This window comes from Streptomyces sp. NRRL F-525, from assembly GCF_000716605.1.
Classification (GTDB): Bacteria; Actinomycetota; Actinomycetes; order Streptomycetales; family Streptomycetaceae; genus Streptomyces.
On record NZ_JNXE01000004.1, the window covers coordinates 265,877 to 292,352 of the forward strand.

Genomic DNA, 26,476 nt, shown 5'->3' on the forward strand with positions numbered 1-26,476 from the left:
GGACTGCTCAACCAATTGTTAGTAAATCGCGCGAGGAGGCTGTCGGTGAAGAGAGGACGCCCCACAGGACTGTTCGTCGGACTGTGCACCCTGGACGTTATCCAGCTCGTGGACCACGCACCGGGCTCGAACGAGAAACTCACGGCTCGGGAGCAAGTGGTCGCCGCGGGCGGCCCGGCAGCCAACGCGGCTGTCGCCTTCGGCCACTTGGGCGGCTCGGCCACGCTCCTGACCGCAATCGGCGCCCACGCGCTGGGAGTTGGGGTGACGGCCGACCTGAACGCGCTGGCCGTGACTGTCTCCGACCTGGCGGCCGACTCGGTGGAGCCGCCCGCCGTCTCCTCCGTCCTGGTGACCGCGTCCACCGGAGAACGCGCCGTCGCCTCGACCAACGCGACGGCACACCGGCTAGCCCCGCCCGATGACCTCGACGCGCTGGTGGCCGCCTGCGACCTCGTCGAGTTCGACGGCCACCACACGGAACTGGCCGTCGCCGCGGCCCGCTCCGCGCGTGCCCTCGGCCGTAAGACCCTTTTGGACGGCGGCAGTTGGAAGCCCGGCACCCAGGACCTGCTGCCGTTCATCGACGTGGCCGTCTGCTCGGCCGACTTCCATCCACCCGGTACGAGCACGGCAGCCGACACGCTGAGCTTCCTGCGGGAACACGGGGTCGTCTGGTCGGCGATGAGCGGGGGAGCCGACCCCATTGTCTGGGCGGGTCCGGACGGCGAAGGCGCGGTGGACGTGCCGTCGGTGAAGGTGGCGGACACGGTGGGCGCGGGTGACGTCCTGCACGGGGCGCTCGCCTACCACCTCGCGGGGGACCGCCTGACCTCGCAGGGCTTCGCCGAGGCACTGCGCGCGGCGGCCGTCGTGGCCTCACGGGCCTGCGCCTCGTTCGGCACGCGGGCGTGGATGCGGGAGGGGTGACCCGGGCCGACGCGTCCGCGCCTGAGAAGATGACCGGGAACGTACGTGTCATCGGACCGTACGAACCACGGGGTGGGAAACATGATCGTCGTAGTGCTGCTCGGTGTCCTGGTCCTCGTCGTCGGCGGGTGCGCATGTGTGGTCTGGGCCGAGCGCGGCGGGCCCCGCTGGGCCCGTGTCGTGGCGACCGTGACCCTCACCGCGAGTGAACTCCTGCGCGCCTCCGCCAAGAAGCGGCGCCGGGGCTTGAACCCGGGCAGCCAGGGCGATGACTAGCGAGGCCGGGCCGTCGCGGGAGGCGCCGAACCGGTGGGGGAACTCGCCGGGACGGAACCCTTCTCCGGGCCCCAACGTGCCTAGACTGAGCCGTCGTTGATCGTTTCACGGACGGTCTCAGGAGGACCACATGCCCCGCACCCCGTCTCGACGCACCGCTCTGCGCGGCCTGGTCGCAGGCTCAGCCGTGGTGATCGGCTTCGATCCCTTCAGCCGCAGCTGGGCGGTGACCGACACCGGCCGGCCGCTCACCGGCCTCCCTCATCTGGACGGGACGCTCCTCACCGACGACGCCTCGCTCGGCGCCGACGCCGACGACTTCGGGCACATCGTGCACCGGCGTCCGGCCGCGGTGCTGCGGCCCGGCTCCGTGCGGGACGTCGTCGCGATGGTGCGGTTCTGCGATGCGCACGGACTCAAGGTGGCCCCGCGCGGACAGGGCCACGGGACGAACGGACAGGCGCAGGTCGAGGGCGGCCTGATCATCGAGACCGAGCCGCTCGCCTCCATCGGCCCGGTACGGACGGGGAGTTCACGCGTCACGGTCGGCGCGGGCGCCAAGTGGAGCGACGTCGCCAAGGCGGCCATTGCCCACGGTCTGACCCCGCCCGTCTTCACCGACTACCTCGAACTCTCCGTCGGCGGCACCCTCTCCGTCGGCGGCCTGGGCGGCCAGAGCCACCAGCAGGGCGCGCAGGTCGACAACGTCCTCGAACTCGAAGTCGTCACCGGAGCAGGGGAGTTGCTCCGCTGCTCCCCGACCCGCCACCCGGGCCTCTTCCACGCCGTGCTCGCCGGTCTGGGCCAGTGCGCGGTGATCGTCGGCGCCACCCTGCGCCTGGTCCCGGCCCCGGAGACCGTACGGCACTACCTTCTGCCGTACGACGACCTCCAGACCTTCCTCGACGACCAGCAACTCCTCGCCACCGAGGGGCGGTTCGCCTATCTGGAGGGCCAGGTCGGCGCGGACACCGCCGGCGCCTTCAACCAGTTCGCCATCGAGGCCGTCGCCTACGGGCCGCCGGTGGGGGACACCCCCGACGACACCGTCCTCCTGCGGGGTCTGCGCTACGTCGCGTCCGGCGCCCAGATCACCGACCTCGGCTACTACGACTTCCTCGACCGGCTCGCCGCCTCCGTCGCCGCGCTGAAGGAAGCGGGGCTGTGGGCCTACGCCCACCCGTGGCTCAACCTGGTCATGCCGGGCCGTAGGACCGCCGAGGTGGCCGGCGCGCTGCTGGAGGCGCTGACCCCGGCCGACCTCGGACCCGGTGTCGTCCTCCTGTACCCGCTGCTCCGCGAGCACCTCCATGCCCCGCTGCTGCGCATGCCGGACGACCCGATGCCCTACCTGTTCGCGGTCCTGCGCGCCGCGCCGCCCGAGGACACGGCGACCGTACAACGACTGCTGGCCGCCAACCGGTCCGCGTACGAGACGGTCCAGGCGGCCGGTGGCACGCAGTACCCGGTCGGCTCGATCCCCTTCCAACACGCCGACTGGAAGCGGCACTTCGGGCCGGTGTGGAAGCGGTTCGTCGAGGCCAGGAAGACGTACGACCCGAAGGGGATCCTGGTTCCGGGGCAGGGCATCTTCTGAACGCCCTCGCCGCTCTAGTCGGGCGGCAGGTCCGCCAGCGCGTCGCGCAGCGCGGCGCGGGAGGCCACGCCCAGCTTCGGGAAGAGCTGGCGTAGGTGGGCGGCGACGGTGCGCGGGGAGAGGAAGAGGCGTTCGGCGATCTGCTTGTTGGTGAGACCGGCCGCCGCGAGGAGGGCGATCTCCCGTTGCTGGGGTGTCAGTGACGCCGGTCCGCTGACTCCGGCGGTTCCCACGGACAGGCCGGTCGCCCGCAGCTCGTTGCCCGCCCGGGCTGTCCAGGGGCGGGCACCGAGCCGCTCGAACGTCTCGATGGCGTCGGCGAGTTGGGCGCGCGCCTCCGTCGTGGCCTTCACCCGGCGCAGGCGTTCGCCGTAGGCGAGCCGGACCCGGGCCAGCTCGAACGGCCAGCGCTCGGTGCCGGGCACGGCGAGCGCCTCCTCGAAGAGACCGAGCGTTTCCTGGTCCACGGCCGCGATCGCCGCCGACGCCTTCACGAGCAGGGCCAGCCGGGGCGAGATCGCGGCGATGCCGGCCTCAAGTGCCGCCGCCGCGTGGGCCGTTGCCTCCGAGGCGCGGCCCGTTCTGACGGCGGCCTCGACGAGATCCATGACGACGAACAGGGCCGGCGGAACGTGCGAGGCGAGTTCCCCCGCGGGGCTGATGGCGCACGCGTGCCGGTAGGCGTCCTCGAACCGGCCCTGGCCGAGCGCCGCGAGCGCCCGCGCATGCGACGCGCACGACAGGTAGGAGCCGACACCGCGCGGTGTCGCCCACAGGGTCATCTCGTCCGTGAGGGCCTTGACGGCGGTCTCGTCGCCCCGGGCGGCGGCGACCAGCGCGCGTTGGTACAGGAACTCCGTCGACAGCAGCTGGTAGCTGTGGGCCTCGCCCAGATCCCGGCCCTGCGTGGCCTGCGCCTCCAGCTCGTCCCACTCACCGGCCGCGAAATGGTCCCGGCCCAGGTACACCAGCCCCTGGATCTCCACGGTGAGCGAGCTGTTGTCCCGACCGTCGCGCAGCACGCGCCGCAGCGCCGTCCTGCACGCGGGCAACCGGTCGACGTACAGCGACGTCATGGCGAGCCGGATGATCCGGACCGGGTCGGCCTCCTGGTCGAGGGAGGCGATTGCCTCGTCGAGCCTGCCGAGCGCGGGCGGTGCCGTGCGCGCCGGGTCGGCCATCGTGCTGAGGGTCAGGGCGAGTTGGTCCGGGATCCCCGGTTTCAGCAGGCCGAGCGCCCGCTGCAGCGGCTTCCACAGTTCCGTGCGCTGGCTGCTCTGGCACAGCCAGGCGAGGGTGTACAGCGCGTCGATCATGGTGGGATCGGCGGCGTCGTACGGCTGGTGCTGCATGTCGATCGCGCCGACGAGCAGCCGGTGGGCGGTGTCCAGGTCGCCCTCGCCGCTGAGGAGGATGTGGTGGGCGGCGGCGACCGCGGCGACCAACGGTCCCGCCCGTCCGCCGTCTGCCAGCCGGGCCTCTTCGAGGAGCCGGGGCACATCGCGCAGATCGCCGGTCAGATCCGCGCCGAGATAGGCCGCCTCCGCGATCCGGCGGCTGCGCTCGTAGCCGCGCGGGCTCAACTCCGCGGCGCGCAGCAGCGCGGCGATGGCACCGCCCGCGTCACCGCGCCGCACGTTGTCGCGCGCCACCGCCTCCAGCAGGCTCGCGACCTCCTCGGTGGGCTCGACCGTGGCATGGGCGAGGTGCCAGGCGCGTCGCTCGGGGCGGTCGGACCAGTACTCCGCCAGAGCGCGATGCACCTCGCGGCGCTGCTCGCTGGTGGTGAGTTCCACGACGGCGGAGCGCGTGAGGGGATGGCGGAACACCAGCCGGCCGGTGGTCGCGTCCACGAGTCCGGCCCGCTCCGCGGGCGCCAGATCCTCCATGCCGGTCCGCTCGGACGTGGCCGACGTGAGGACCCGCAGGTCGCCGGTGCCGTCCAGGACCGCGTACAGGAGGAGCAGCCGGGTCGACGCGGGGAGTGTCTCGACGCGGGACGCGAACACGGCCTGGAGGCGGCGGCTCAGCGGCAGCAGCTCGGGCACCGCGGCTCCGGAGCGCTGCGGGGCGGTGAGCGTGTCGGGCAGTTCCAGCAGGGCGAGCGGGTTGCCCTGCGCCTCCGCCAGCAGGCGCTCGCGTACGCGCGGGGCCAGGGTCGGGGTGTGCGCCTGGATCAGCGCCGCGGCGGCCGTCGTATCGAGGGGCCGTACGTCGTGATGGGGGACTCCGCCGCGTTCGAAGAAGCTTCCTTCCCCCGACCGGTAGGCGCCGAGGAAGCCGACCCGGCTGCCAGCGAGGCGACGGGCGACGATGCCGAGGATCACGGCGCTGGCGCGGTCCAGCCACGGGAGATCGTCGACGACAACCAGCAAGGGGCGCTGCTCGGCGGCTTGGACGAGGAGGGTCAACGCCGCGTTCGACAGCACCAGTTGATCGGACGGCGTGCCCTGGTCGAGGCCCAGCGCGACGCTCAGGGCGGTGCGGTACGGATCGGTCAGGCGGTCGAGTCCGGACAGCAGCGGCTGAAGGACCTGGTGGAGACCCGCGAAACTGATCGCGCTCTCGAACTCCACACCGGCGGCACGCACGACCCGCGCGCCCGCGCCGCGAGCCTGTCGGGCCGCGGCGTCCAGCAACACCGTCTTGCCGACCCCGGCGTCCCCGGACAGCAGCAGCGCCCCGCCGGCGACCAAGGCCTCGTCGACGAAACCCCGGACCAGCCCGAGGTCGTGATCACGGCCGATGAGCGTCTCGGCCGGACGCGACACAGGAAGCCCGTCCCCGTCCATACGCCTCTCCCTTCCGACCTCGGAACTTTGTGCTCGCCCCCATTGTCATCTCATGAACAAGCCGCCGTTGACGTCGAGCGTGGCGCCGGTGATGTATCCGGTGTCCTCCCCGGCCAGATGCCCCACGAGGGAGGCCACCTCCTCCGGCCGCCCGAACCTGCCCACGGGGATACGGTCGGCGGCGCGGCGCAACGCCTCGGCGGGGAGATCGTCCATCACGGGCGTCTGTACGGCCGCGGGAGCGACGGCGTTGACGGTGACGCCGTGGGGAGCGAGTTCCTGGGCGAAGACCTTGGTCAGCACCAGGACGCCCGCTTTCGCCGCCGCGTAGTGCGGGCCGGCGACCAGTCCGCCCTGCTGCCCCGCGAGCGACGCGAGGTTGATGACCCGGCCCCAGCCGCGTTCCCGCATCGCCGGTGCGCAGAGGCGGGTGAGGACGAGGACGCTGCGCAGATTGGTGGCCATGAGCGCGTCCCACTCGTCGAGATCGACGTCCCACACGGAGCCGGGCGCCGTCCGCGCCGCGTTGTTGACCAGCACGTCGGGGCTGTGCCACGCCGAGGACACCGCCCGCACGGCGCGCTCGGTCCCCTCGGGGTCGCTGACGTCGGCGTGCACCGCGATGGCCGAATCCCCTTCAGGATCAAGGGACTTGGCCAGGGCCCGCGCGCCGGTGTCGTCCTGGTCCAGCAGCGCCACGCGCAGGCCGCGGCGGTGCAGTTCGGCGGCGATGGCGGCACCGATGCCGCGGGCGGCGCCGGTCACCAGGGCGACCTTGCGGTCCGCTGCCGGGCGGGTCGGATCTGCTGACGGTCGGGGTGCACCCACCGGTTCGGGTCTCCTTCGCTGTGCGGTGCCGGGATCGGACGACGTCTGTGCGTCGGTACACCGATATGTCGGCACGTCGGTATATCGGTTCGGGGGTCAGACGACGTCGGTGTGGGGGAGGGACCGGCCCAGCAGGACGCGGCCGTAGAGTTCCCGGCTGGTCTCGACGCTCAGCGCCGCGTGGCGGGAGGCCGTCCCGATGTCGCGCCAGGCGCGTTGCAACGGTGAGTCGTCGGAGAAGCTGCCGGCGCCGGCCGTGTCGAGGAGGAGGCTGACCGCGTCGCGGGCGCAGCGCATCGCGTGGCTGCCGTCCATCCTCAGCCGTGCCCGGGTCTCCAGGTCGGGGCGCCGTCCCTCGCGTGCGGCCTCGTCGATCTCGTCGGCCGCGCGCCGAACGTGCAGTCTGGCGGTGTCGATCAGCGTGGCGGCCTGGGCGACGTTCAGCTGGTGGGGCGCCGCCTCCGCCGTGTGGGAGTGCAGCGGCGAGACCGACCGCTTTCCGCCCGCGAGGTCCCGGACGACCAGTTCCAGAGCGCCGCGGGCGATGCCTACGCCCGTGCCGACCAGCGGCAGATTGATGGAGAGCGGGAAGACGACCCGGGCCTCGCCCGGGTGCCGCTGGACGCCGATGCCGTCGGCGATCTCGGCGAACGACACGAACTGCTCGTCGGGGACGAAGAGTTGGTGCGCCAGCGCGGTCCGGCTCCCGGTGCCGCGCATGCCGGCCATGTGCCAGGTGTCCGCCACGGTCAGCTCGGACGCGGGGACCAGGGCCAGTCCGCGTTCCGGCCGGCCGCGGTCCTCCCGGACGATGCCCAGCAGCACCCAGGCCGCATGGTCGATGCCGGATATCCACGGCCACCGTCCGCTGAGTTCGAGGCCGCCGGGTACCGCCGTGACCGAACCGGACGGATTGGCGGCCCCGCAGAGCAGGGCATCGGGCTCCGCCTCCCAGACCGCGGTGCGGACGGCGTCGGGCAGTTGGGAGGCGAACAGCGCGGCCCCGTACGCGATGCCGACGAGCCAGGAACTCGACGCGCATCCCGCGGCCAGCTCGGCACACACGTCGACCGCCGTGCGCACACCGGCGCCGTGGCCGCCGTAGCGGCGCGGCGTACCGAGGGTGAACAGCCCGGCCTCGCGCAGGGCCTTGGCGCTCGGCTCGGCCAACGTCCGCTGCTGCTCGGTCTGTTCGACGTGGGCCGCGACGACCGAGGTCACCTCCTGTGCCACATGGATGAGTTGGGCCTGGGCGACGGCCTCGGTGACGCTCCGCGGTAAGTGGTCCCGGCTGTTCCGGTGAGTCATCGGGGTGCCCTCTCTGGCGTCTGATCCGTGACGGACGGTGCTGTTCCGAGCGGGATCAAGCCGCCGCGCAACAACATCATCTTACCTGGAGGTGATTCCTCCGGATAAGCTGGCGACGGAGTCCGCGGCTGAGAGACGTTCTTCTCGCGCCTGCCCAACAGCCGACTGGCCAGGCCGAGTTGGCGCGGCCGTAGGGCCCTGAACGTAAAGGGAGAACACGTGAAGATCGTCGTGGTGGGCGGCGGAGTAGCCGGTCTCGTCACCGCCCTGAGCCTGCACGCCGCGGGGCTGACTCCGCTCGTCTGCGAGTCCGCCCGCGAGCTGCACGCGGTCGGCGTCGGCATCAACCTGCTTCCCCACGCCGTACGCGAACTCACCGAACTCGGGCTCGGCGACGCCCTGGACGCCATCGCGCTGCCGCCGGAACGGCTGGTCTACTGCGACCGTCAGGGGCGCCGGATCTGGGAGGAGCCGCTCGGTCTGGCGGCCGGTTACCGGTGGCCCCAATACTCCGTCCACCGCGGCAAGTTGCAGATGCTGCTACTCGACGCGGTCCGCACGCGCATCGGGCCCGACGCGGTCCGCACCGGCATGGCCTTCGAACGCTTCGAGCGCTGTGAACGCTCTGGGCACCAAGAGCCGTTCGAGCGTCAAGAGCCAGGCGTGGCAGCGCACTTCAGGGACCGGCACACCGGTGCGCCCGTCGTGATCGAGGCCGACGTCCTCGTCGGCGCCGACGGCATCGACTCCCGGCTACGGGCCCAACTCCACCCCGGCGAGGGGCCGCTGCGCGGGAACGGCGTGCGGATGTGGCGGGGCATGAGCCGGTACCCGCACATCCTCGGCGGGCGGGCGATCGTGGTGGCCGGCGGTCGGCCCGGGGACAAGTTCGTCGCCTACCCCGTCGCCGACCCGGCGGTCGAGGGCGGACCCACGCTGATGAACTGGGTGCTGGAGATCCGCCGGCCGGAGTCCGGCGTGGGACCCGACCGCTTCAACCGCCGGATCCCGACGGACGAGGCGCTGGCCGGGCTGGCCGGGTGGGAGCTGCCCTGGGTCGACCTGCCCGAGCTGATCCGCGGCTCCACCGACATCCACGAGTACCCGATGGTGGACCGGGACCCGCTGCCGCGCTGGAGTTTCGGCCGGGTGACCCTGGTCGGCGACGCCGCCCACCCGATGTACCCCATGGGCATGAACGGCGGCTCCCAGTCGATCGTCGACGCGCGTGTCCTGGCCTGGGCACTCTCGCGGCACGACGATCCGGTACGGGCTCTGGAGCGGTACGAGAGCCTGCGCCGCGAACCGCTGAACCAACTGGTGCTGGCCAACCGCGAGTTGGGTCCCGAGAAGATCATCGCCCTGGCCGAGGAGATCGGCGGCCCGGTGCCCGTGGAGCGCGCGACGGCTGTGTCGCAGGGGTACAAGGAGCTCGCCGGGTGCACGACCGCCGTGCTCAACTCCAGGGAATCCTGGTCGGTTTCGCCGGTCGGTCCGTGAGAGGTGCGGCCGGGGCCATGCGGGTCAGTGCGCCTCCTCGTGGTGTCGTAGCGGAGCCGGAGCCTTTCCGCCGCCCGACGCCGTGGTGCCTCGCGCGGCGGCACGGGCCGCCCCGTCGGGGATCGTGAAGGCGAAGACGGCGGTCGCCGCGGCGAGGGCGGCCAGGGTCAAGTAGGCATGCTGGTAGGCGGAGATGGGCGGATTCGCCGCGGCTGCCGTCGGGGTGCTCAGGACCAGGGCCGTGGTCACCGCCGCCGGTGCGAAGGCGCCGCCGGTCTGCCGTACGACCGTGTTGAGCGTGGACGCCTGGGCCAGGTCCTTGCGGGAGAGGGTCGCCAGCGAGGCCACCGTGGTCGGCATGAAGACGCCGCCCATGCCGATGCCGAGCAGGAACATGTAGCCGCGGAAGGTCCACAGGCCGGTGTCCTGGTCGCAGGTGGCGAGGAGCAGGAGGACCGCGCTCACCATGGCCAGGCCCGAGCCGATGATGACGCGGGGGCCCACCCTGGAGTAGAGGATCCCGGCGACCTGGACGGTCAGCAGGACACCGAACGCCTCGGGGAAGGTGCTCGTGCCGGACTCCAGCGCGGAACGGCCCTGCCCCTGCTGGAGGAAGAGCGGCCCGAGGTACATCGCGCCGAGGATCGGCACCAGGCCCACCAGATTGATCAGGTTGGTGTCCCGGAAGAGCCGGTCCGCGAAGAGCCGTAGCTTCAACAGCGGTTCGGAGACGCGCAGTTCGAAGGCGATGGCGGCGGCGAGCAGCACCGCGCCGAGCGCGAGGGCGGTGACGACGGAGGGGGAGGACCAACCGCGGTTGGGGCCCTCGCAGACGCCGAACATCACGCCGCCCATGGCCGCCGCGCTCAACAGCAGCCCGGTGAGGTCGAATCGGCCGGGTCGGTGGCCGCGGTGCCCGGCGAGGAACAGCGCCCCGAACACCACCGCGGGCAGGCCCAGCGGCAGGTTGACGTAGAACACCCAGCGCCACGACAGATGGTCCACCAGCAGGCCGCCGAGCATCGGCGCGGCGGCCGGGGCGATCTGCTGCGGGATGATCATGTACCGCGAGATCCGCACCTGTTCCCAGGAGTTGAAGGTGCTGAAGAGCAGCGAGGACGCGGCCGGGAAGAGCACTCCGGCGGACAGGCCCTGCACCGCGCGGGAGGCGACGAGCTGACCGAGGCCGGCCGCCGCGCCGCACAGCAGTGACGAGACGAGGAAGGCGCCGAGCGCGGTGAGCAGCACCCGCTTGGCGCCGAACCGTTCGACCAGCCAGGCGGAGGCGGGGATGGCCATGGCCAGGCAGACCGGATAGACCACGACCACCCCGTCCAGGGCGGCCGTCGTCAGGTGGAACTGGCGCGCGATCGACGGGAGCGCGACGGTCGTGATCGCTCCGTCGACGATGGCTATGAACGTCACGCAGACGCACATCACGGGGACGACGAGACGCTGGCCGGGGCGGCGGAGGCGGAGCCGGCGGAGGTCCGGAGAGGGAAGACGAGGGGCGAGGGGGACGGGAGGGCGTCGGAACGGCAGCACATGCTGAGCATACTCACTATGTGAGTGCTCATTGAAGCCGCCCGGGGCTCGTACAATCGGCCCTCACCACGGAACGGGGAACGCCATGGCAGTGCACGGCAGCAGCGACATCCTGGTCGACGAGCTCTACGAGACGACGCACCAGCTGCGCCAGTTCGTCGAGACCCGGCTGCGTGCAGGCGGTGCCTCGGTCGCCAGGCTGCGCGCCCTGCGGATGCTCGCGCACGCCGAACAGCCCCTCCGTATGCGGGACTTGAGCGAGATGACGGGCGTCGCGGCCCGGACCACGACCAGCATCGTGGACAGCCTGGAACGCGACGGACTGGTGGAGCGCGTCCGCCATCCGCACGACCGTCGCGCCTTCCTGCTGCGCCTCACCGACAAGGGCCGGGAGTGCCACCGCGAGGCGGAGGAGATCGACGGCCTCGCGCTAGCGGAGGCGACGGCCGAGCTGGACGCGGAGGACCGGGCGCAGCTACGGACCCTGCTCGCCCGCATCCGGAAGGCGACGGCCTGAGAGCCGAAGGCCGCGTGTGCTCAGGCGGCGGTCCAGTCGCGGAGCTGACGGGCGATCCGGGCCAGGCCCAGCTCCCCGGACGCCGTGTCGCGGACGAGTGCCACCGCCGCCTTGGGCGGGTAGTCGAGGCGACGCCCGTTGAGGATCAGATAGGCCTCGGTGGCGTGCCAGGCGAAGGCCTCGTTGGAGTGCTCCAGACACGGCAGCTTCGCCAGGGTCTGCAGCAGCGCCGCCGCCTTGAGGTGGAGGGAGCCGTAGATGTCGCGCTCCATCGCGCGGGCGTCCACCCGGGCGGCAGCGGCATAGAGCGGGCCGTAGTCGTCGACCTGGGGATCGCGGTCGAGCAGTTCGGCGGCGTGCAGCAGGAAGGTGACGTCGAGCGCGAGCGGTGGTTCGGGCTCGGTCACGCGACGTGCCCCTGCTCCTGGCGCTCGAGTTCACGAAGGGCGTCCGCCTCGGCCGCCCGCTGCTCGGCGCTGGGATCAGCGCTGCCGGGCTCGGCCGCGAACGCCGCGCCACTGCGCGCCATCGACTCCTTGAAGCCGTCGAGGAACCGCTCCTCGACGGCCGTCGCGCGAGCGTAGGCGGCCGAGAGGATGTACTCCTGCAGGCTGACCCCGGCCTGCTTGGCGGCGGCCTCGATGGCCGCGCGCTGCCGGGGGTCTCGGAAGCGGAGGTTCATGGCCTTCGGCGTGTTCGGCATGACGTCCACGGTACCAGTGGTACCACGCACGGGAGCCGGTGTTTCCTACACGGGGGTATGGCCCTCCAGGTAGGTGCGCACGGCCGCCGGCAGCCCGACGGCGATGGCGTCGGCGAACGACGCCCAGCGCAGCTGCCCCGCGGTGAGCTGGGCCTCCCCCGACGGATCGTCGCTCAGCAGCTGGCACACCACGGCCGCCGCACCCCCGGACCCGGACTCCAGAAGGCTCGTTCCGTCCACCAGGAAACCGGTGAGCTCGTACACCGCCCGCGCGGCGGCGGCCTGCGCCGTCTCGGCCTCCTCGGGAACACCGGACGGCAGACTCCAGCCACCCTGCACATCCACCAGCAGCACACGCCCGTCGTTCACGACGAGCGCGTCCACCGCGTCCTCGGCGGCCTGTTCCAACGCCATGTCCCAACCGTCCCTTCGTGCACGGCGTGACCGTTCGTCCGGCCACGTCCGAGCCCGTTTCCTACCCGGGACCGATCGGTTCACGCGGGCCGGACCCACCGGGAGACGCCGACCTGGCCTGCGGACTCGGCCGTCCCCTCGATATCCGCCAAGTCCCCCTCGCATCAGGACACGACCGGCAACACCGCCCCCACCCCGACCTACGTTGGCGCAATGATCCGCTCCACATCCTCGCCCACGGCCCCCAGCTCAACCCGCCCGTCCCTCAGCCCCAGTTGGTTCGCGGCCGTGATGGGCACCGGCATCGTCGCCGACGCGGCGGTCACCCTCCCGCGGAGCCTCCCCGGGCTGCTGACCGCCGCCACGGTCGTCTGGGCCGGCGCCGTACTGCTGCTGGTCCTGCTGGCCGTCGGGTACCTCCGGGACCGGGCGCTGCGGTCGCACGCGGCGGATCCGGTCGTGGCGCAGTTCTTCGGCGCACCGCCGATGGCCCTGCTCACGGTCGGCGCGGGGGCACTGCTGCTCGGCCGGCGGGTGATCGGGCTCGACGCCGCGCTGGACGTGGACCGGGTGCTGTGGGCGCTCGGCACCGCACTCGGCCTCGCCACCGCGTGCACGGTGCCGTACCTGATGGTCACCCGGCACCGCTTCGCGCCGGACGCGGCGTTCGGCGGCTGGCTGATGCCGATCGTCCCCCCGATGGTCTCCGCCGCGACCGGCGCCCTCCTCGTCCCGCACACCCCGCCCGGCCAACTCCGGCTCGCCCTGCTCCTCGCCTGCTACGCGATGCTCGGCCTCGGCCTCGTCGCCGCCCTGCTCGTCCTGACCATCCTCTACGGCCGCCTCGTGCACCACGACGCGCCCACCGGTGCCATGGTGCCCACGGTGTGGATCGGCCTCGGGGCCCTGGGCCAGGCGGTGACCGCGCTCGGTGACCGCGCTCGGCGCGCTCGCCACGGCGGCACCGAGCGCACTGCCCGCGCTCTACGCCCGGGGCGCCGAGGCCCTCGCCCTGCTGGGCGGAATCCTGGTGTGGGGCTTCGCCCTGCTGTGGCTGGCGCTCGCCACCGCCCTGACCGCACGGACGATCCGCGCCGGGCTGCCGTTCGCGCCCACCTGGTGGTCGTTCGTCTTCCCGTTCGGCGCGCTGGTGACCGCCACCAACTCCCTTGCCGCGCGCACCGGTTCGGTGTTGTTCGTCTGGCCGGCCGTCGTGTTCTACGTGCTGCTCGTGCTGGCCTGGATCGTGGTGGCCGGCGGATCCCTGCGCCATGTCGCCGTCACCCGGACCGCCCCTTCGGCGCCCCGTGAGCTGAGCAACTCCCATGGCTGAGCGGGCTAGTTGACCGTGCCCTTGCGCAGTGCCGCGAGGCGGGCCATCTGTTCGCCCATGCCTCGGGTTCCGGCCAGCGGGGTGAGGGCGTGCGGCCAGACGGAGTGGACGAGGGCGACGTGCCGGGCGCCGCCGAGGGCGACGACCGGGTCGAGGAGCACGATGCCGCGCGACGTCGCCTGTTCCAGGACGAGTTGGGACGTCACGGCGTCCGACCCGCCGTGCGGGGTGTCGTACGGCTCGACCACGTCGTCGAGGTCGAGCAGGCCGTACCGCGCGGAGAGGATCAGCAGCCGCTCCGGTCGCAGCGCGTCGGCGGCCTGGCGGCATGCGCGGTGGTACGAGCCGGTGTACAGGTCGGCGGCGCGTGCGGGACGGTCCAGTTTGCGGCTGCCGCACGGGATGACGACGAGTTCCGGCTTGAAGCAGTCGAGTTGGAGGTGGTCGTTCGGGGTCATGCGTGCGTGTCCTGTTCTGTGTTCGCGACAGCCGTACTCAAGTCGGTGTCCGTGCCCGTACCGGTCGTCCGGAAGCTCGTCCGGAACGCACCCGGCGTCACCCCCAACTGCCGTACGAACGCCCTCCGGAGCGACTCGGCCGAGCCGAACCCGGTGCGCCGCGCCACCACCGGCAGGGAGTCGCCTCCGGTCTCCAGCAGCACCCGGTAGCGCCCGCCGAACTCGTTGGCCGACGCGAACACCTCGATCGGGCCGGTCGCGTCGAGCAGCCGGACGCCCGGGAAGACGAGGACGGTGACGGTGAGGGGGCCCGGTCCGGGACGGTTGTGGTTCATCGGACAGCCAGCATGCGTCGGTGAACGGTGCCGGTGCCACGACTGGTTTCCTCTCTGCTGGGAGGCAGGACCTCCCAGCGGGAATCCCCGGAGCGGCGGCCCTCCGCCGGGTCCGTTGCCTCGCGAACTACGCGGCGGGCAGGCCCGGTTGACCGACGACCGGCAGGCTTAGGGACGTGTGCGCCAGATCGACGCTGATCGTCGGCCGGTCGGCCGCGCGGTTGGCGATGCCCCAGTCGGTGCCCGCGACGATCAGGGCCAGCCGGTGGCCGGCCGGGACGACGTGGTCGACGCTCGCGAGCGTGAGGGTGAGGCTGTACGGCTTGCCGGGTGTGAGCGGCTGGACCTTGTGCGCGTCGGCGGCGGTGCCCAGTGCCGCCCAGCCCCGGCTGAAGACGGTGCTCGTGACGTGCTTCGTCTTGGCGGCCGTCTTCTTGTAACAGCCGCTGTCCTGCGCCGAGTTCGCTCCCCAGCAGGACGTTCCGGAGACCGTGGAGACGCCCAGACCGGCGGTGTCGTAGGCCCGGATGGTGGCCGGGCCAAGGTCGACGAGGACCGCCGACAGGTTCGCGGTCGCCGTCGTCGAGGTGGCGGTGAGGGTCACCTGCGAGGCGCCGGACACGCGCAGTGGTTTCGTGAGGGGCTGGGTGACGAAGCCCGCCTTCTCGCCGGTCGGCTGGTCGATGTGCGCGGCCCAGTCGAGTTCGGACTTCGCGGTGGCGTCGGTGAAGGTCGCCGTCCCGCCGCTTCCGGGTTTCGTGCTGAGCGTGCCCACGCCCGCCTGTGTGCCCTGAACGGGGTTGAGGCGTACGGGAGTTGTGGACTTCGGCGGCCAGACCGCGTCCGTGGTCCAGTGGTCCGGGGTCCGCTCGATGTCGGCCATCGGCGCGCGGTCGATCCCGTTGTCGTAGCCGAGGAGTGCGTGGTCGAACCAGTGGTGCAGGGTGTCCACCCACTGCGTACGGCGGTAGTCGAAGGGGTCGACGTGGCCGGTCTGGGAGAGCCAGATCTTGCGCTCGACGCCGTTGTTGGCGAGGGCGTCCCACCACTGGCCGACGTTCTTGGTGCGGACGGTGAGGTCCTGTTGGCCGTGCACGACGAAGACGCTCGCCGTCACCTTCTTCGCGTCCGCCACGTAGTCGCGTTCGGCCCATATCGCCGACCAGTCACCGGACTTGGCGGCCGCGTCGCCGAGCGGCTTGTTCACGGCTGCGCAGCGGAGGCCGGTGGCATCGTTCTCGACGGTGCGGATCAGCGCGCCGGGCGTGGGCGCGTTGCCGACCAGCCCGGCTCCCTGGGAGAAGTAGGCGTCGTACCAGGAGGAGATGGAGCTGATCGGGACGATCGTCTTGAGGCCCCGCACGCCGGTCGCGGCGACCCCGTTGGCGATGCTGCCGTCCCAACTCTTGCCGATCATCCCCGTGTTGCCGTTGGTCCAGCCCGCCTTCGCGGGGGTGGTGCCGGTGTGCGTGGTGTAGGCGTGGGCGCGGCCGTTGAGCCAGTCGACGACCGTCTTCGTGGACTGGATGTCGATGGGGCCGCCGGCGTCCGTACAGCCGTCGGAACGGCCCGTGCCGGGGAGGTCGACGGCGACGAAGGCGTAGCCGCGCGGGACGAAGTAGTTGTCGTAGAAGAGCGGGAAGCCGGCCGGCTGCCCCTTGGCGTCGTAGGTCTTCTTCTGGCTCTCGTTGCCGCGGCCGCAGCAGGAGTAGTACGGGCTGGCCTCCATGATGACCGGTATCTTCCGGCCCTTGGCGGCGGGTTCGGCGGGGCGCACGATGTCGACGGCCACCCGGTCGCTCTTCCCGTCGCGGTCGTCGTCGCGCCCGGTGTCGACCCAGACGGTCTCCCGTACGGCCTTCTTGTACGAGTAGACCGGTTTGCTCTCCCCGGAAGGGCCCGCCGAACTCGACGTCCCCGCCGCCGAGTTCGCCGTCGAGTCCGCGCCCACCGCCTTCGCGACCGTGGGATCCGTCGAGGAGGAGCAGCCGACCAGCAGGGCGGCGACCGCGGTCGCGACGAGGGCCGACAGGGCGAACTGCCTCCGGGGAGGGCGTTCGTGGGATGAGGTCGTGGAAAGGTTGGGGTGCACGCACAGGTAACGGGGCGGCCCTCGCGGGAGGTTGTCGTGACGGCGGCGGGAGTTTCCAAATAGCTCTGCGCTGAACATTCCTGACGTAGCGTCAGCGCCATGGGCGATTGTCGGACATGTGCCCCGTTCTGCTGGCAGCGGGTGGTATGCCGGTGGAAAATGCGGCTACGAGGCAGCCCGCGCACCAATCCATCAGGATGTGATCCGCATGCTTCTCACCCAGGACGACTGGTACGAGACCTCGCGCGACCTCGACTGGACCTTCTCGTACGTGGACCGTGCCGCCGCCTTTCCCCCGGAGTGGACCGGCGCCGACGGCATCCCCGAGGACGCGTGGGACGCCTGGGAGGAGCCGTTCCGTGTCTCGTACCGGGACTACGTGCGCGTCCAGCGCGAGAAGGAGTCCGGGGTGAAGGCGGTGAGCAACGCCCTTCAGCGGGCCGGGAGTTACGACCAGTTGCCCGCCTCCCATGTCGCCGCCTCGCAGATGCACATGGGACTGATCACGATGGTCGAGTACATGGCCGTCACCATGCAGAGCCGGTTCTGCCGCTTCGCCCCCTCCCCGAAGTGGCGCAACCTCGGCGTGTTCGGACTGCTCGACGAGACCCGGCACACCCAGCTCAGCCTGCGCTTCTCGCACGCCCTGCTGAAACACGACACCCGCTTCGACTGGGCGCAGAAGGCGTACCACACCAACCAGTGGGCGGTCGTCGCCGCGAAGAGCCTCTTCGACGACATCATGCTGGGCGCCGACTGTGTGGAGGCCTGCCTCGCCTCCAACCTGACCCTCGAACACGGCTTCAGCAACATCCAGTTCGTCGCCCTCGCCTCCGACGCGATGGCCGCCGGCGACGTCAACTGGTCGAACCTGCTCTCCTCCATCCAGACCGACGAGGCCCGCCACGCCCAACAGGGCTTCCCCACCCTGGAAGTGGTGATGGCCCACGACCCGCAGCGCGCGCAGCGGATCGTCGACGTGGCGTTCTGGCGCGCCTCCCGGATCTTCCAGACCCTCACCGGACCGGCGATGGACTACTACACGCCGCTCGACAAACGGAAGATGTCCTACAAGGAGTTCATGCTGGAATGGATCGTCGACCAGCACGAACGGGTGCTGGAGGACTACGGGTTGAAGCGCCCGTGGTACTGGGACGACTTCCTCCACTCCCTCGACAACGGCCAGCACGCGATGCAACTCGGCCTGTGGTTCTACCGGCCCACCCTCTTCTGGAACACCAGCGCCGGTGTGTCGAAGGACGAGCGGGCCTGGCTGAACGACAAGTACCCCCAGTGGGAGGAGAATTGGGGCGTCCTGTGGGACGAGGTCATCCGCAACATCAACGCCGGACACATCGACCGCACCCTCCCCGAGACCCTCCCCGCGCTGTGCAGCGTCACCCAACTGCCCCTCGGCACCGCGATGTCGCGTGAGCGGCTGAACCCCGTCTCCCTCGTCCGCGACGGCCGTATCCACCACTTCGACAGCGAGATCTCCAAGTGGTGCTTCGAGCAGGAACCCGAGCGGTACGCGGGCCATCGCACGGTCGTCGACCGGTTCATCGGCGGCGACATCCAGCCCATGGACCTGCCCGGCGCACTCGCGTGGATGGGCCTCACTCCGGATGTCATGGGCGACGACACGGACGGCTACCGCTGGGCACGCGAGTACGCCAACGACCCCACCGCGTAAGGGGATTCACCCACATGGCACTGTTCCCCATCGTCGGCAGACTGGTCGGCGACTTCATCCCGCACCTGGTGGCCGTCGACACCGACGACACCATGGACACCGTCGCGGAGAAGGTGGCCGTGCACAGCGTCGGGCGACGGGTGGCGGCTCCGCCCGGCGTCCCGTCGTACGACGTGTATCTCGACGACCGGAAGATCGACCCGTCCGTGACACTCGGCGAACTGTCCCTGCTGCCCCTGCAATGGCTGGACGTGCGATTCCGTGACTGAGGAGGCCCCCGACTATGTGCCGGTGGCTTCCCAAGACGCCCTGTGGGACGGCGAGATGGAGCCCTTCGAGGTCGACGGCACGGAGATCCTGCTGATCCGCGTCGAGGGCGACTACCTCGCCTACCGGAGCACCTGCCCGCACCAACGGCAGTCCCTCGCCGAGGGCGATCTCGACGGCACCCTCCTGACCTGCGCCTTCCACCTCTGGGAGTTCGACGTGCGCACCGGCCGGGGCGTCAACCCGCGCGGCTCCTGCCTCGTACGCCACGCCACCCGCATCGCCGACGGCCAGGTGTACGTCAGCCGCCGCCCGTCCGACGAAAGGCAGGCACCCACCCCATGACCGTCTACGAACTCGACGGCGACGCCCCGCTCGACCCCGTCCTCGTCGGCCCGGTGCTGCGCTCCGGGCCGCTCGCGGACGCCGTCATCGAGGCGGTGTCCGACGACAACCCCGACCGGGACGTGTACGTCGTGGACCGCGACGACTACGTCCGCGTCCACACCCCGCACGAGTGCCGACTGACCCGGCGCAGCCTGGAGGAACACCTCGGCGGAACCTTCCAACTCTCCGCCCTGGAGATCGAGATGCCCTCCTTCAAAGGGCGGATGCGGTCCCGGTCGCAGGAATACATGTGGTTCAACAGCGAGTGACGAGGTCTGGAGAAGCCATGGCACAGCAGCGTGACCGGCAGCGCGCGACCCGCCTGCGCACCTGGAGCGCCTTCGGCGACCTGGGCCGCCGGCCCGGCGAGTACGAGGTTCTCACCCACGGCATGAACCACACCATGGGCGCCACCCCGCTGGAACTCCCGCCCGAGGCGCACGGCAACCGCTGGCTGCGCGAGCACCGCGACGGCATGGCGCTGACCGTGCCCGACTGGGACGCCTTCCGCGATCCCGACCGGGTGACGTACGGCAGCTATGTCGCGATGCAGGACGACCGCGAGACGTACGTCGAGGGCCTGCTCGAACGCTTCGACAAGGAACAGCACGACGAACGCCTGACGGCCCGTCAACTCGACCTGCTGGCACTGGCCGTGACCCCGGCCCGCTATCTCGTCCACGGCCAGCAGATGCTCTCCGCCTACCTCCAGCAACTCGCCCCCGGCAGCTACATCGCCACCTGCGCCGCCTTCCAGACCGCCGACCAGCTCCGCCGCGTCCAGCTCCTCGCCTACCGCACCACCCAACTCGCCCGCACCCACCCCGACCGCGCCTTCGGCCTCGCCGAACGCACGACCTGGGAACACCACCCGGACTGGCAACCGTTCCGTCGGGCCACCGAGGAAGCCTTGGTCGCCTACGACTGGGACGTGGCCCTGGTCGCCTTCCAGCTCGTGGTCAAACCGGTCGCCGACGCCGTCCTCCTGCACGGCCTGGCCCGCCGCCTCGACACCGTCGGTGTCCCCCTCGACTCCCTCATCACCGACGACCTGGGCCGCGACGCCCACCGCGCGGCCCGCTGGACCCGGGCCCTACTGACATTCCTGACCGACGCGGACCCGGGAAACCGGGCGGTCCTCCAGGGCCACCTCGACAAGTGGGCCGAGCACGGTACGGCCATGGCCGCCGCGGGCGCCCGGCTGCTGGGTGCGCCGGACGCCGAGGCCACGGCGTTGGAGACGTGGGAGGAGCTGCTGGCGGTCGGCGGACTCAGCCGACCGCGGACACCGTAGGCGCGAACTCCGATGACCGAGGCGTCAGTTGATGAACTGACGGAATGCGGCGACGGCGATGGTGTCCAGCGGCTCAGGCCGGACGCCCGCCGAACTGCCAGTCGTGCACCTCGATGTCGGCATACCGGTCCCGGGTCAGCACGGCGCGCGCCGTCTCCGGGTCCGGTGCCCGGAGCAACGCCGCCGTGCCCAGCCAGGCGGTGCCGTCGTCGGACAACAGGGGCCCGTACGCGATCAGTTCGTCGTCCCGGCCGGGCGGCACCGCCAGGTCCACGGCCTGCCCGGCGCCGAAGCCGAGCACCAGGTAGCGGTTGCCGCCGGTCCGGCCGCCGGGGAAGTCCCACATGGTGCGGCCCAGCGTGTTGCGCCACCGGCGCAGCAGGACGTCCCGGTACACGCCCGCCTGATAGTTCGGCTCGTCGAAGGCGAACGCGCGGGCGGCGGCCGGGTCGTGCAGGTCGAGGATGTGCACGCTGCCGGTGGGGGTGTCACCGTCGCCGGCGAGCGTCGGGCCCCGGGCGATCATCTCCTTGGCGTACCGGTCCATGTAGGACCAGTGCCGTTCCAGCAGTTCGTCGCGCAGGTCGAGGGAACCGGGCCGGTCGCGGTGATAGCAGAGGAACTCCATTCCCGAAGGATCTCCTCGCGGAGCTGACCGGGTCGAGCGGGTTTCCCCGCCCGACCTTCCGATCAGGTCACTCGGCCCGGACGATCACGATCGGTCAGGCCCCGCCGCCGGCATCGCGCTCGCAGGTCGTCAGGAAGTCGATGAGCGCCGCGTTCACCTCGGCGGGGCGTTCCTGCTGGGTCCAGTGGCCGCAGTCCGACAGCTCGATGGGCGGGCGGACCAGGCTGGGCATGAAGTTCGGGAGCTGGGCGATGATGTCGCGGGCGCCCGGGAACGCGGGGACGAGGTCGCGGTCGCCGAAGATGTACAAGGCGGGGCGGGTGACGACGGCGTTGTTCCAGGGCGCGGTCAGGTCCCAGTTGCGGTCGAGGTTGCGGTACCAGTTCAGGGCGCCGGTGAAGCCCTTGGAGAAGCTCTCGGCCAGGGTGTCGAGATCCTCCTCGGTGAGCCACTCCGGAAGTACCTCGGGGTCCTCCATGGCGGCGAGCCAGCCCTTCTCGGGGTCGACCAGCGGCTGCATGATCTCGCCGGAGGGGGAGGCCGAGGCAGAGGCGGAGTAGAGGAACTTGCGGAGCGTGGTGCGGGTGTCCCTCGCGAACTCGGCGTCGGCGACGCCCGGTTGGTTGAAGTAGTTCCAGTAGAAGCGGCCCTGGAAGATCTCCTGCATCATCGCCATCGGACGCTGCGTCCCCCGGTACGGCGGCGGCACGCTCAGCCCGGCCACCCCGAGCACCAGGTCCGGCCGCAGCAACGCGGTGTGCCACGCGACCGGCGCACCCCAGTCGTGCCCGACGACGTACGCCTTCTCCTCGCCCAACTCCTGGATCAGACCGACGACATCGCCGACCAGATGGAAGATGGTGTACGCGTCGACCTCGTCCGGGTGGTCACTGCTGCCGTACCCCCGCTGGTCGGGGGCGACCACATGGAAACCCGCGTCGGCCAGCGCGCCGATCTGGTGGTGCCAGGAGTGCCATGACTCCGGGAAGCCGTGCAGGAGGATCACCAGGGGGCCTTCGCCCTGCTCGGCGATGTGCAGACGGATGCCGTTCACGTCGACAAAACGATGCGTAACCATGCGGACGAGGCTACGTGTCGTGCCTGTCGAGCCGCGTGGCGGGTTTCGGCCTAACGGCCGGGCGGCTGCGCCTCTTCGTCGTCCTGCTCCTGGTAGGAGTAGCGCTGCTCTTTCCACGGATCGGCGATGTTGTGGTAGCCGCGCTCCTCCCAGAACCCGCGCCGGTCCTCGGTGAGGTACTCGATGGCGCGCAGCCACTTGGGGCTCTTGTAGCCGTACAGATGCGGCACCACCAGCCGCAGCGGGAAGCCGTGTTCGGCGGTGAGGGGCTCGCCGTTGTGGTGGGTCGCCAGCAGGGTCTGCGCGGCCGTGAAATCGGCGAGGCGGAGGTTCGTGGAATAGCCGTACTCCGCCCACGCCATGACGTGCGTGACCTCCGGCGCGGGCGGCACCAGCTCCAGGACGGTGGCGGCGGGGATGCCGTACCACTCGTGGTCGGTGGAGGTCGGACCGGACGCGCAGTGCAGATCGGCTAGGACCGTGACATGCGGCAGCGGCGCGAGCTCGTCGAACGTCCAGATGCGCTCGGCACCGTCGGCCGTGGCGCCATGGACGCGCAGATTCCAGCGCTCGGGGCGGAACCGGGGGACGGGCCCGTAGTGCGAGACCGGCCAGCCGTGCACATGACGCTGGCCGGGCGGAACGGGACGGGAATCGTCGGCGGCGGCCTCGGCCGTACTGTGTCGGTCGCTTGCCACGGGTGACGCCCCTTCTCCGCTGGTCTCCTGGTTACGGCTACCTTCCCCGAGCAGCGTAGGCGCTCACGCGCGACGGGACCGACGCCGGGTCCCGGTGCGCGTGAGCGCGTCGCCGAACCGTGGAGTCCCCGCGTCAGACGGTCGCCAGCGACACCTCGGTCGACTTGATCAGCGCGACGACCGGCGAACCGGTCCGCAGGCCCAGGTCGCCGACCGCGTCCTTCGTGATCGCCGCGGTCAGCTCGCCCCCGTCGACGGTGACCTTGACGACGGCCATCGCCCCGCCGGTGGCGACATCGCTGACCGTGCCGGGCAGCTGGTTGCGGATGGACACCCCCTCCACCCGGCTCGTGGCGAGCGCCACCTCGGTCGACTTCATCATGGCGCGCACGGCCGTACCCTCGGCGAGCCCCAGGTCCTTCACGGCCTCCAGCGTGATCGCCGCGGTGAGGTCCTGGCCGCCGTCGAGGCGCACCTTCACGGTCGCCATCACCGCGCCGGAGGTGACGGCCGTGACGGTGCCGGGAATCTGGTTGCGGATGCTCAAGCTCATGACGGAACGCCTCACAGAGAAGAGGGAAGGTCTGGATTGCCGGATTTATCACCGACTGTGCGTCCACAAGCTAGCCGCTTCCGCCGTACCCGTCACAGACCCCGTCGCATCCGCCACCTGCGAGTTTGCTTCGTCCTCGCAAATCCGAGGAACCCGCGAACAGTGACGGCGGGCATCGGCATCCGGCGGTTCTGTAGGTGGGATGCGCGCATGCCGGGGCGATGAGGAGAATCAGCTGGCAGATACGAGGTGACCTCGACCTGTTCCCTCGCATCCGCGTTTCGGTCCCGCCGCCGTCCGGGTACGGTCGTGCGGGAGGTGGTGGCCCGTGATCCAGATCGTGGAGCACGCACCGCAGGAAGGCCCCTACGCCATCGGCACCGCGATCGAGGCCGCTGGGCTGCCGACCCGGGTCTGCCGGACCTGGGCGGGCGACCCGGTGCCGGACACGGCCGACGGTCTGGTGGGCCTGGTGGTGATGGGCGGGGCGATGGCCGCCTACGAGGACTTCCCCAGTCGTGGCGCCGAACTCGCCCTGCTGCGCGCCGCGTTGGAGGCCGAGGTGCCGGTGCTGGGCGTGTGCCTCGGCGCGCAGTTGCTGGCCGTCGCGGCCGGTGGTGTCGCCCGGCCCGGCAACGGGACGCAGGTCGGCTGGGCCGCCGTACGGACGACGGAGGCCGCGCGCGCCGATGCCCTGTTCGGTGCCGTTCCCGAGCGGCTGCGGGTGCTGCACTGGCACGGCGACACGATGGACCTGCCGGTGGGGGCCACGCTGCTGGCCTCCTGCGACCAGTACCCGGTGCAGGCGTTCCGGGTCGGCGGTTCGGCGTGGGGCATGCAGTTCCATCTGGAGGTGGACGAGGCGGCGGTCGGTGCCTTCGCCGAGGCGTTCCCGGAGGAAGCGGCCACCGCTCCCGGAGTCGTGCAGAACGCGCCCGCCGAACTCGCCGTACTGGCCCGCCACCGCGACGGCGTGTTCCAGCGCTTCGCCGCCTTCGTCGCGACCCGCGCCGAACTGACGGCGACCCGCGCCTTCTTCACCCGGCGGGCGGCCACCTGGGAGGAACGGTTCGCGGACGACGGCCCCCGGTACGCGGCCGCCGTCGAGCGGATGGAACTCCGGCCCGGACAGCGGGTGTTGGACCTGGGCTGCGGCACCGGCCGAGCCTTGCCCGCCCTGCGTGCACAGGTCGGCGACGCGGGCCTCGTCGTCGGCATCGACGTCACCCCCGCGATGCTCACCGCCGCGCTCCGCGAAGGCCGCGACACGGACGGGTGCCTGCTCCTGGCTGACGCCTGCCGGCTGCCCCTGCCGACCGGAGCCGTGGACGCGGTCTTCAGCGCGGGCCTGATCAACCACGTACCCGACCCGGCGACGGCCCTGCGCGAATGGGCCCGAGTCACCGCCGCAGGCGGCACCCTGCTCCTGTTCCACCCCTCCGGCCGCGCCGAACGGGCCGCCCGCCACGGCCGCGCCCTCGACCCGGACGACCCGCTCGCCGAGGAGAACCTCCGCCCCGCCCTGTGCACGGCCGGCTGGGACCTGTCCCGCTACGAGGACGCCCCGCACCACTTCCTGGCCCGCGCGTCACGCATCACCGAGTGGAGCGAGCCCGCCGTGGAGAATCACATTGCCGACAACGATCTAGCTGGCTAGGTTCGCCCCATGGCTGATGACGAACCCACGCGGGCCGCACGCCTGCTCGATGCCCAGGCCAAGGCCGCGCTGCTCTTCTCGGAGGTCGAGGAGCGTGGGCTCGTGGCGCCCGGTGAGGGGGAGCGGGCCGTCAGCGACCGGGTTCGCGACCTCGCGAACGAGTTGTTCGGTACGACCCGGCACTGGCACAAGCGGATCGTGCGCTCGGGGCCGAACACGCTCGCGCCGTACAAGGAGAACCCGCCGGACCGGGTGATCGGCGCGGACGACATCGTGTTCGCCGACTTCGGGCCGATCTTCGAGGAGTACGAGGCCGACTTCGGCCGGACCTTCGTCCTGGGCGACGACCCGGTCAAGCACCGGCTGCGCGAGGACCTGCCCAAGGTGTTCGCGGCCGGCCGGCGCTTCTTCGAGAACACCCCGGACATCACCGGCGCCCGCCTGTACACCGAGGTCGCCCGCCTCGCCGACAAGGCCGGTTGGGAGCTGGGCGGTTGGCACGCGGGGCACCTGGTCGGCGAGTTCCCGCACGAGACGATCGAGGGCGCGCACGTCGAGTCGTACGTCACCCCCGAGAACGACACCCCCATGCGCCGCACCGACAAGACCGGCCGTACCTGCCACTGGATCCTGGAGATCCATCTCATCGACCGGGAGCGGGAGTTCGGCGGTTTCTACGAGGAACTGCTCACCCTCTGACGGCAGTTGGTTCGGCGATAGTTGATCCATGGGGACTGTGACAGCGCTGTACCGGTATCCGGTGAAGTCGATGCTGGGCGAGGCCGTGATCGCCGTGGCGGTCACGGAGAACGGGCTCTCCGGGGACCGGGTGTACGCCGTCCTCGACGGCACGGGCGCGGTGGGCAGCGCCAAACACCCGCGCAAGTGGGGCGAGTTGCTGCGCTGCCGCAGCCGCCTCGACGACTCCGGCGTGGTCCGGGTCGTCCTGCCGGACGGCACCGCCCTGGCGGTCGAAGACCCCGACCTGGACGCGGAGTTGTCCAAGCTGCTGGGCCGGCAGGTGTCCGTCTCCGGCGTCGTACCGGAGCACAGCCGACTGGAGCGCGCCGTGCCCGCGTACGAGGGCGGAGTCCCGGACGTCGTACGGGAGTCGGCGACCGTAGACGCGACCGGGGAGAGCATCACGACGGGCGGGGTCGCGCCGGGGACGTTCTTCGACTTCGGCCAGGTTCACCTCGTCACCACGGCCGCTCTGGACCGGATGCGCAGTGTGTATCCCTCCGGGGACTTCGACGCGCGTCGCTTCCGGCCGAACCTGGTCGTCAACTCCCTTGGCGGGCCCGGCTTTCCGGAGGACGGCTGGGTGGGGTCACGCCTGCGCGTGGGGGAGGCGCTGTTCCGCGTGCTCGTGCCCACACCGCGCTGCGTGATCCCCACCCTCGGCCACGACGAACTCCCGCCGGACCCCGGCCTCATGTGCGCGGTCGCCCGGGAGCACCGCATCCCGGTCTTCGACCTCGGCCGGCTCTCGTGCCTCGGCGTGTACCTGGACGTACTGGAGGCCGGGACGGTCCGGGTGGGCGACCCGATCGCGTTGGAGGAGACGGTCGAGTGACACCCCTCCCATCAGGG

At 71.3% G+C, this 26,476-nt stretch carries 28 protein-coding genes and 1 pseudogene; 15 read left to right on the forward strand and 14 right to left on the reverse strand.

Translation table 11 applies throughout. The features are described 5' to 3' along the window. Positions 1-45 precede the first annotated feature (45 nt). The 3 genes from OO69_RS08320 (at position 46) to OO69_RS08330 (ending at position 2,803) form a co-directional block, all read left to right on the forward strand. Positions 46-930, forward strand: a complete 885-nt coding sequence (locus OO69_RS08320; RefSeq protein WP_033279804.1) for a PfkB family carbohydrate kinase — start codon at positions 46-48, stop codon at positions 928-930. Between the two features lie 81 nt (positions 931-1,011). Further along, positions 1,012-1,206 carry a hypothetical protein gene (locus OO69_RS08325; RefSeq protein ID WP_199810903.1) on the forward strand — a complete coding sequence of 65 codons (195 nt, stop codon included), beginning with the start codon at positions 1,012-1,014 and terminating at the stop codon, positions 1,204-1,206. A 130-nt stretch (positions 1,207-1,336) separates the two neighbouring features. Beyond that, entirely contained in the window at positions 1,337-2,803 is a 1,467-nt protein-coding gene (locus tag OO69_RS08330) for an FAD-binding protein (RefSeq protein WP_033279805.1), read from the forward strand. A gap of 14 nt (positions 2,804-2,817) precedes the next feature. On the opposite strand, the gene OO69_RS08335 is transcribed toward OO69_RS08330, so the two are convergent. The 3 genes from OO69_RS08335 to OO69_RS08345 all read right to left on the reverse strand — a co-directional run bounded on the left by OO69_RS08335 (position 2,818) and on the right by OO69_RS08345 (position 7,731). Continuing rightward, positions 2,818-5,595: an ATP-binding protein gene (locus OO69_RS08335; protein WP_033279806.1), complete on the reverse strand. Its 2,778-nt coding sequence runs from the start codon at positions 5,593-5,595 to the stop codon at positions 2,818-2,820. A 45-nt stretch (positions 5,596-5,640) separates the two neighbouring features. Next, positions 5,641-6,423, reverse strand: a complete 783-nt coding sequence (locus tag OO69_RS08340; protein WP_033279807.1) for an SDR family oxidoreductase — start codon at positions 6,421-6,423, stop codon at positions 5,641-5,643. 96 nt (positions 6,424-6,519) lie between these two features. Beyond that, positions 6,520-7,731 (reverse strand): acyl-CoA dehydrogenase family protein, encoded by a 1,212-nt coding sequence (locus OO69_RS08345; RefSeq protein ID WP_033279808.1) that lies wholly within the window; start codon positions 7,729-7,731, stop codon positions 6,520-6,522. A 219-nt stretch (positions 7,732-7,950) separates the two neighbouring features. Between OO69_RS08345 and OO69_RS08350 the strand changes: the two genes are divergently transcribed. Next, positions 7,951-9,231, forward strand: coding sequence for an FAD-dependent monooxygenase (locus OO69_RS08350; RefSeq protein WP_078652333.1), 1,281 nt, complete (start codon positions 7,951-7,953; stop codon positions 9,229-9,231). A gap of 24 nt (positions 9,232-9,255) precedes the next feature. Here OO69_RS08350 and OO69_RS08355 read toward each other — a convergent pair whose 3' ends face one another. Further along, the gene (locus OO69_RS08355; RefSeq protein ID WP_051800848.1) at positions 9,256-10,668 is read right to left on the reverse strand and encodes a DHA2 family efflux MFS transporter permease subunit; all 1,413 of its coding nucleotides are present in this window, start codon (positions 10,666-10,668) and stop codon (positions 9,256-9,258) included. A 193-nt stretch (positions 10,669-10,861) separates the two neighbouring features. Between OO69_RS08355 and OO69_RS08360 the strand changes: the two genes are divergently transcribed. Next, entirely contained in the window at positions 10,862-11,293 is a 432-nt protein-coding gene (locus OO69_RS08360; RefSeq protein WP_033279810.1) for a MarR family winged helix-turn-helix transcriptional regulator, read from the forward strand. Positions 11,294-11,313: 20 nt separating this feature from the next. Here the strand turns inward: OO69_RS08360 and OO69_RS08365 are convergent, their stop codons facing one another. From OO69_RS08365 to OO69_RS08375, 3 genes are read right to left on the reverse strand one after another with little or no spacing between them, the layout of a single operon-like run. Beyond that, a complete protein-coding gene (locus OO69_RS08365) occupies positions 11,314-11,700 on the reverse strand; it encodes a toxin Fic (RefSeq protein WP_033279811.1) in 387 nt (128 codons plus the stop codon). Next, positions 11,697-11,996 (reverse strand): DUF1778 domain-containing protein, encoded by a 300-nt coding sequence (locus OO69_RS08370; RefSeq protein WP_234444373.1) that lies wholly within the window; start codon positions 11,994-11,996, stop codon positions 11,697-11,699. The genes OO69_RS08365 and OO69_RS08370 overlap by 4 nt, the downstream gene beginning before the upstream one ends. Positions 11,997-12,041: 45 nt before the next feature. Beyond that, on the reverse strand, positions 12,042-12,410 hold the full coding sequence (locus tag OO69_RS08375) for an NUDIX domain-containing protein (RefSeq protein ID WP_033279812.1): 369 nt from the start codon (positions 12,408-12,410) through the stop codon (positions 12,042-12,044). A gap of 291 nt (positions 12,411-12,701) precedes the next feature. Here OO69_RS08375 and OO69_RS53490 point away from each other — a divergent pair. Together OO69_RS53490 and OO69_RS53495 are read left to right on the forward strand one after the other, a co-directional pair. Then, positions 12,702-13,259 (forward strand): annotated as a pseudogene (locus tag OO69_RS53490) (C4-dicarboxylate ABC transporter); the annotation flags it as partial. A gap of 82 nt (positions 13,260-13,341) precedes the next feature. Next, positions 13,342-13,743, forward strand: coding sequence for a hypothetical protein (locus OO69_RS53495; protein ID WP_267885194.1), 402 nt, complete (start codon positions 13,342-13,344; stop codon positions 13,741-13,743). 5 nt (positions 13,744-13,748) lie between these two features. Here OO69_RS53495 and OO69_RS08385 read toward each other — a convergent pair whose 3' ends face one another. From OO69_RS08385 to OO69_RS08395, 3 genes are all read right to left on the reverse strand, one after another. Further along, the gene (locus tag OO69_RS08385) at positions 13,749-14,201 is read right to left on the reverse strand and encodes a DUF6884 domain-containing protein (protein WP_033279813.1); all 453 of its coding nucleotides are present in this window, start codon (positions 14,199-14,201) and stop codon (positions 13,749-13,751) included. Beyond that, positions 14,198-14,536, reverse strand: a complete 339-nt coding sequence (locus OO69_RS52445) for a helix-turn-helix domain-containing protein (protein WP_033279814.1) — start codon at positions 14,534-14,536, stop codon at positions 14,198-14,200. The genes OO69_RS08385 and OO69_RS52445 overlap by 4 nt, the downstream gene beginning before the upstream one ends. Positions 14,537-14,663: 127 nt before the next feature. After that, the gene (locus OO69_RS08395) at positions 14,664-16,532 is read right to left on the reverse strand and encodes a Xaa-Pro dipeptidyl-peptidase (protein ID WP_420707857.1); all 1,869 of its coding nucleotides are present in this window, start codon (positions 16,530-16,532) and stop codon (positions 14,664-14,666) included. 304 nt (positions 16,533-16,836) lie between these two features. Between OO69_RS08395 and OO69_RS08400 the strand changes: the two genes are divergently transcribed. The 5 genes from OO69_RS08400 to OO69_RS08420 are packed head-to-tail and all read left to right on the forward strand — an operon-like array spanning position 16,837 to position 20,269. After that, complete coding sequence (locus tag OO69_RS08400; protein WP_033279815.1) at positions 16,837-18,321, forward strand: toluene monooxygenase; 1,485 nt, start codon at positions 16,837-16,839, stop codon at positions 18,319-18,321. Positions 18,322-18,335: 14 nt separating this feature from the next. Then, positions 18,336-18,590: a toluene-4-monooxygenase system B family protein gene (locus OO69_RS08405; protein ID WP_033279816.1), complete on the forward strand. Its 255-nt coding sequence runs from the start codon at positions 18,336-18,338 to the stop codon at positions 18,588-18,590. A gap of 22 nt (positions 18,591-18,612) precedes the next feature. After that, the gene (locus OO69_RS08410; RefSeq protein ID WP_234444374.1) at positions 18,613-18,933 is read left to right on the forward strand and encodes a Rieske 2Fe-2S domain-containing protein; all 321 of its coding nucleotides are present in this window, start codon (positions 18,613-18,615) and stop codon (positions 18,931-18,933) included. Next, on the forward strand, positions 18,930-19,244 hold the full coding sequence (locus OO69_RS08415) for an MmoB/DmpM family protein (protein WP_033279818.1): 315 nt from the start codon (positions 18,930-18,932) through the stop codon (positions 19,242-19,244). Before OO69_RS08410 ends, OO69_RS08415 begins: the two co-directional genes overlap by 4 nt. A 17-nt stretch (positions 19,245-19,261) precedes the next feature. Continuing rightward, positions 19,262-20,269: a toluene hydroxylase gene (locus OO69_RS08420; protein ID WP_033279819.1), complete on the forward strand. Its 1,008-nt coding sequence runs from the start codon at positions 19,262-19,264 to the stop codon at positions 20,267-20,269. 73 nt (positions 20,270-20,342) lie between these two features. On the opposite strand, the gene OO69_RS08425 is transcribed toward OO69_RS08420, so the two are convergent. The 4 genes from OO69_RS08425 to OO69_RS08440 all read right to left on the reverse strand — a co-directional run bounded on the left by OO69_RS08425 (position 20,343) and on the right by OO69_RS08440 (position 23,226). Beyond that, on the reverse strand, positions 20,343-20,897 hold the full coding sequence (locus tag OO69_RS08425; protein ID WP_033279820.1) for a YciI family protein: 555 nt from the start codon (positions 20,895-20,897) through the stop codon (positions 20,343-20,345). A gap of 94 nt (positions 20,898-20,991) precedes the next feature. Continuing rightward, a complete protein-coding gene (locus tag OO69_RS08430; RefSeq protein WP_033279821.1) occupies positions 20,992-21,975 on the reverse strand; it encodes an alpha/beta fold hydrolase in 984 nt (327 codons plus the stop codon). A gap of 50 nt (positions 21,976-22,025) precedes the next feature. Then, entirely contained in the window at positions 22,026-22,673 is a 648-nt protein-coding gene (locus OO69_RS08435) for a molybdopterin-dependent oxidoreductase (RefSeq protein ID WP_033279822.1), read from the reverse strand. 133 nt (positions 22,674-22,806) lie between these two features. Then, positions 22,807-23,226 (reverse strand): TOBE domain-containing protein, encoded by a 420-nt coding sequence (locus tag OO69_RS08440; protein WP_033279823.1) that lies wholly within the window; start codon positions 23,224-23,226, stop codon positions 22,807-22,809. A gap of 328 nt (positions 23,227-23,554) precedes the next feature. On the opposite strand from OO69_RS08440, the gene OO69_RS49775 reads away from it, so the two are divergent. From OO69_RS49775 to OO69_RS08455, 3 genes are read left to right on the forward strand one after another with little or no spacing between them, the layout of a single operon-like run. Next, the gene (locus OO69_RS49775) at positions 23,555-24,883 is read left to right on the forward strand and encodes a methyltransferase domain-containing protein (RefSeq protein ID WP_063744418.1); all 1,329 of its coding nucleotides are present in this window, start codon (positions 23,555-23,557) and stop codon (positions 24,881-24,883) included. 9 nt (positions 24,884-24,892) lie between these two features. Continuing rightward, entirely contained in the window at positions 24,893-25,582 is a 690-nt protein-coding gene (locus OO69_RS08450; RefSeq protein WP_033279824.1) for a M24 family metallopeptidase, read from the forward strand. A gap of 28 nt (positions 25,583-25,610) precedes the next feature. Further along, complete coding sequence (locus OO69_RS08455) at positions 25,611-26,459, forward strand: MOSC domain-containing protein (protein ID WP_033279825.1); 849 nt, start codon at positions 25,611-25,613, stop codon at positions 26,457-26,459. The last annotated feature ends 17 nt before the right edge of the window (positions 26,460-26,476 follow it).

Bases quoted from the DNA above. Each gene is read 5' to 3' on its own strand.
- OO69_RS08325 (WP_199810903.1), top strand. From the start codon at position 1,012: ATGATCGTCGTAGTGCTGCTCGGTGTCCTGGTCCTCGTCGTCGGCGGG.
- OO69_RS08330 (WP_033279805.1), top strand. From the start codon at position 1,337: ATGCCCCGCACCCCGTCTCGACGCACCGCTCTGCGCGGCCTGGTCGCA.
- OO69_RS08335 (WP_033279806.1), bottom strand. From the start codon at position 5,595: ATGGACGGGGACGGGCTTCCTGTGTCGCGTCCGGCCGAGACGCTCATC.
- OO69_RS08345 (WP_033279808.1), bottom strand. From the start codon at position 7,731: ATGACTCACCGGAACAGCCGGGACCACTTACCGCGGAGCGTCACCGAG.
- OO69_RS08355 (WP_051800848.1), bottom strand. From the start codon at position 10,668: ATGTGCGTCTGCGTGACGTTCATAGCCATCGTCGACGGAGCGATCACG.
- OO69_RS08360 (WP_033279810.1), top strand. From the start codon at position 10,862: ATGGCAGTGCACGGCAGCAGCGACATCCTGGTCGACGAGCTCTACGAG.
- OO69_RS08370 (WP_234444373.1), bottom strand. From the start codon at position 11,996: ATGCCGAACACGCCGAAGGCCATGAACCTCCGCTTCCGAGACCCCCGG.
- OO69_RS08375 (WP_033279812.1), bottom strand. From the start codon at position 12,410: ATGGCGTTGGAACAGGCCGCCGAGGACGCGGTGGACGCGCTCGTCGTG.
- OO69_RS08385 (WP_033279813.1), bottom strand. From the start codon at position 14,201: ATGACCCCGAACGACCACCTCCAACTCGACTGCTTCAAGCCGGAACTC.
- OO69_RS52445 (WP_033279814.1), bottom strand. From the start codon at position 14,536: ATGAACCACAACCGTCCCGGACCGGGCCCCCTCACCGTCACCGTCCTC.
- OO69_RS08400 (WP_033279815.1), top strand. From the start codon at position 16,837: ATGCTTCTCACCCAGGACGACTGGTACGAGACCTCGCGCGACCTCGAC.
- OO69_RS08405 (WP_033279816.1), top strand. From the start codon at position 18,336: ATGGCACTGTTCCCCATCGTCGGCAGACTGGTCGGCGACTTCATCCCG.
- OO69_RS08415 (WP_033279818.1), top strand. From the start codon at position 18,930: ATGACCGTCTACGAACTCGACGGCGACGCCCCGCTCGACCCCGTCCTC.
- OO69_RS08420 (WP_033279819.1), top strand. From the start codon at position 19,262: ATGGCACAGCAGCGTGACCGGCAGCGCGCGACCCGCCTGCGCACCTGG.
- OO69_RS08425 (WP_033279820.1), bottom strand. From the start codon at position 20,897: ATGGAGTTCCTCTGCTATCACCGCGACCGGCCCGGTTCCCTCGACCTG.
- OO69_RS08430 (WP_033279821.1), bottom strand. From the start codon at position 21,975: ATGGTTACGCATCGTTTTGTCGACGTGAACGGCATCCGTCTGCACATC.
- OO69_RS08440 (WP_033279823.1), bottom strand. From the start codon at position 23,226: ATGAGCTTGAGCATCCGCAACCAGATTCCCGGCACCGTCACGGCCGTC.
- OO69_RS08450 (WP_033279824.1), top strand. From the start codon at position 24,893: ATGGCTGATGACGAACCCACGCGGGCCGCACGCCTGCTCGATGCCCAG.
- OO69_RS08455 (WP_033279825.1), top strand. From the start codon at position 25,611: ATGGGGACTGTGACAGCGCTGTACCGGTATCCGGTGAAGTCGATGCTG.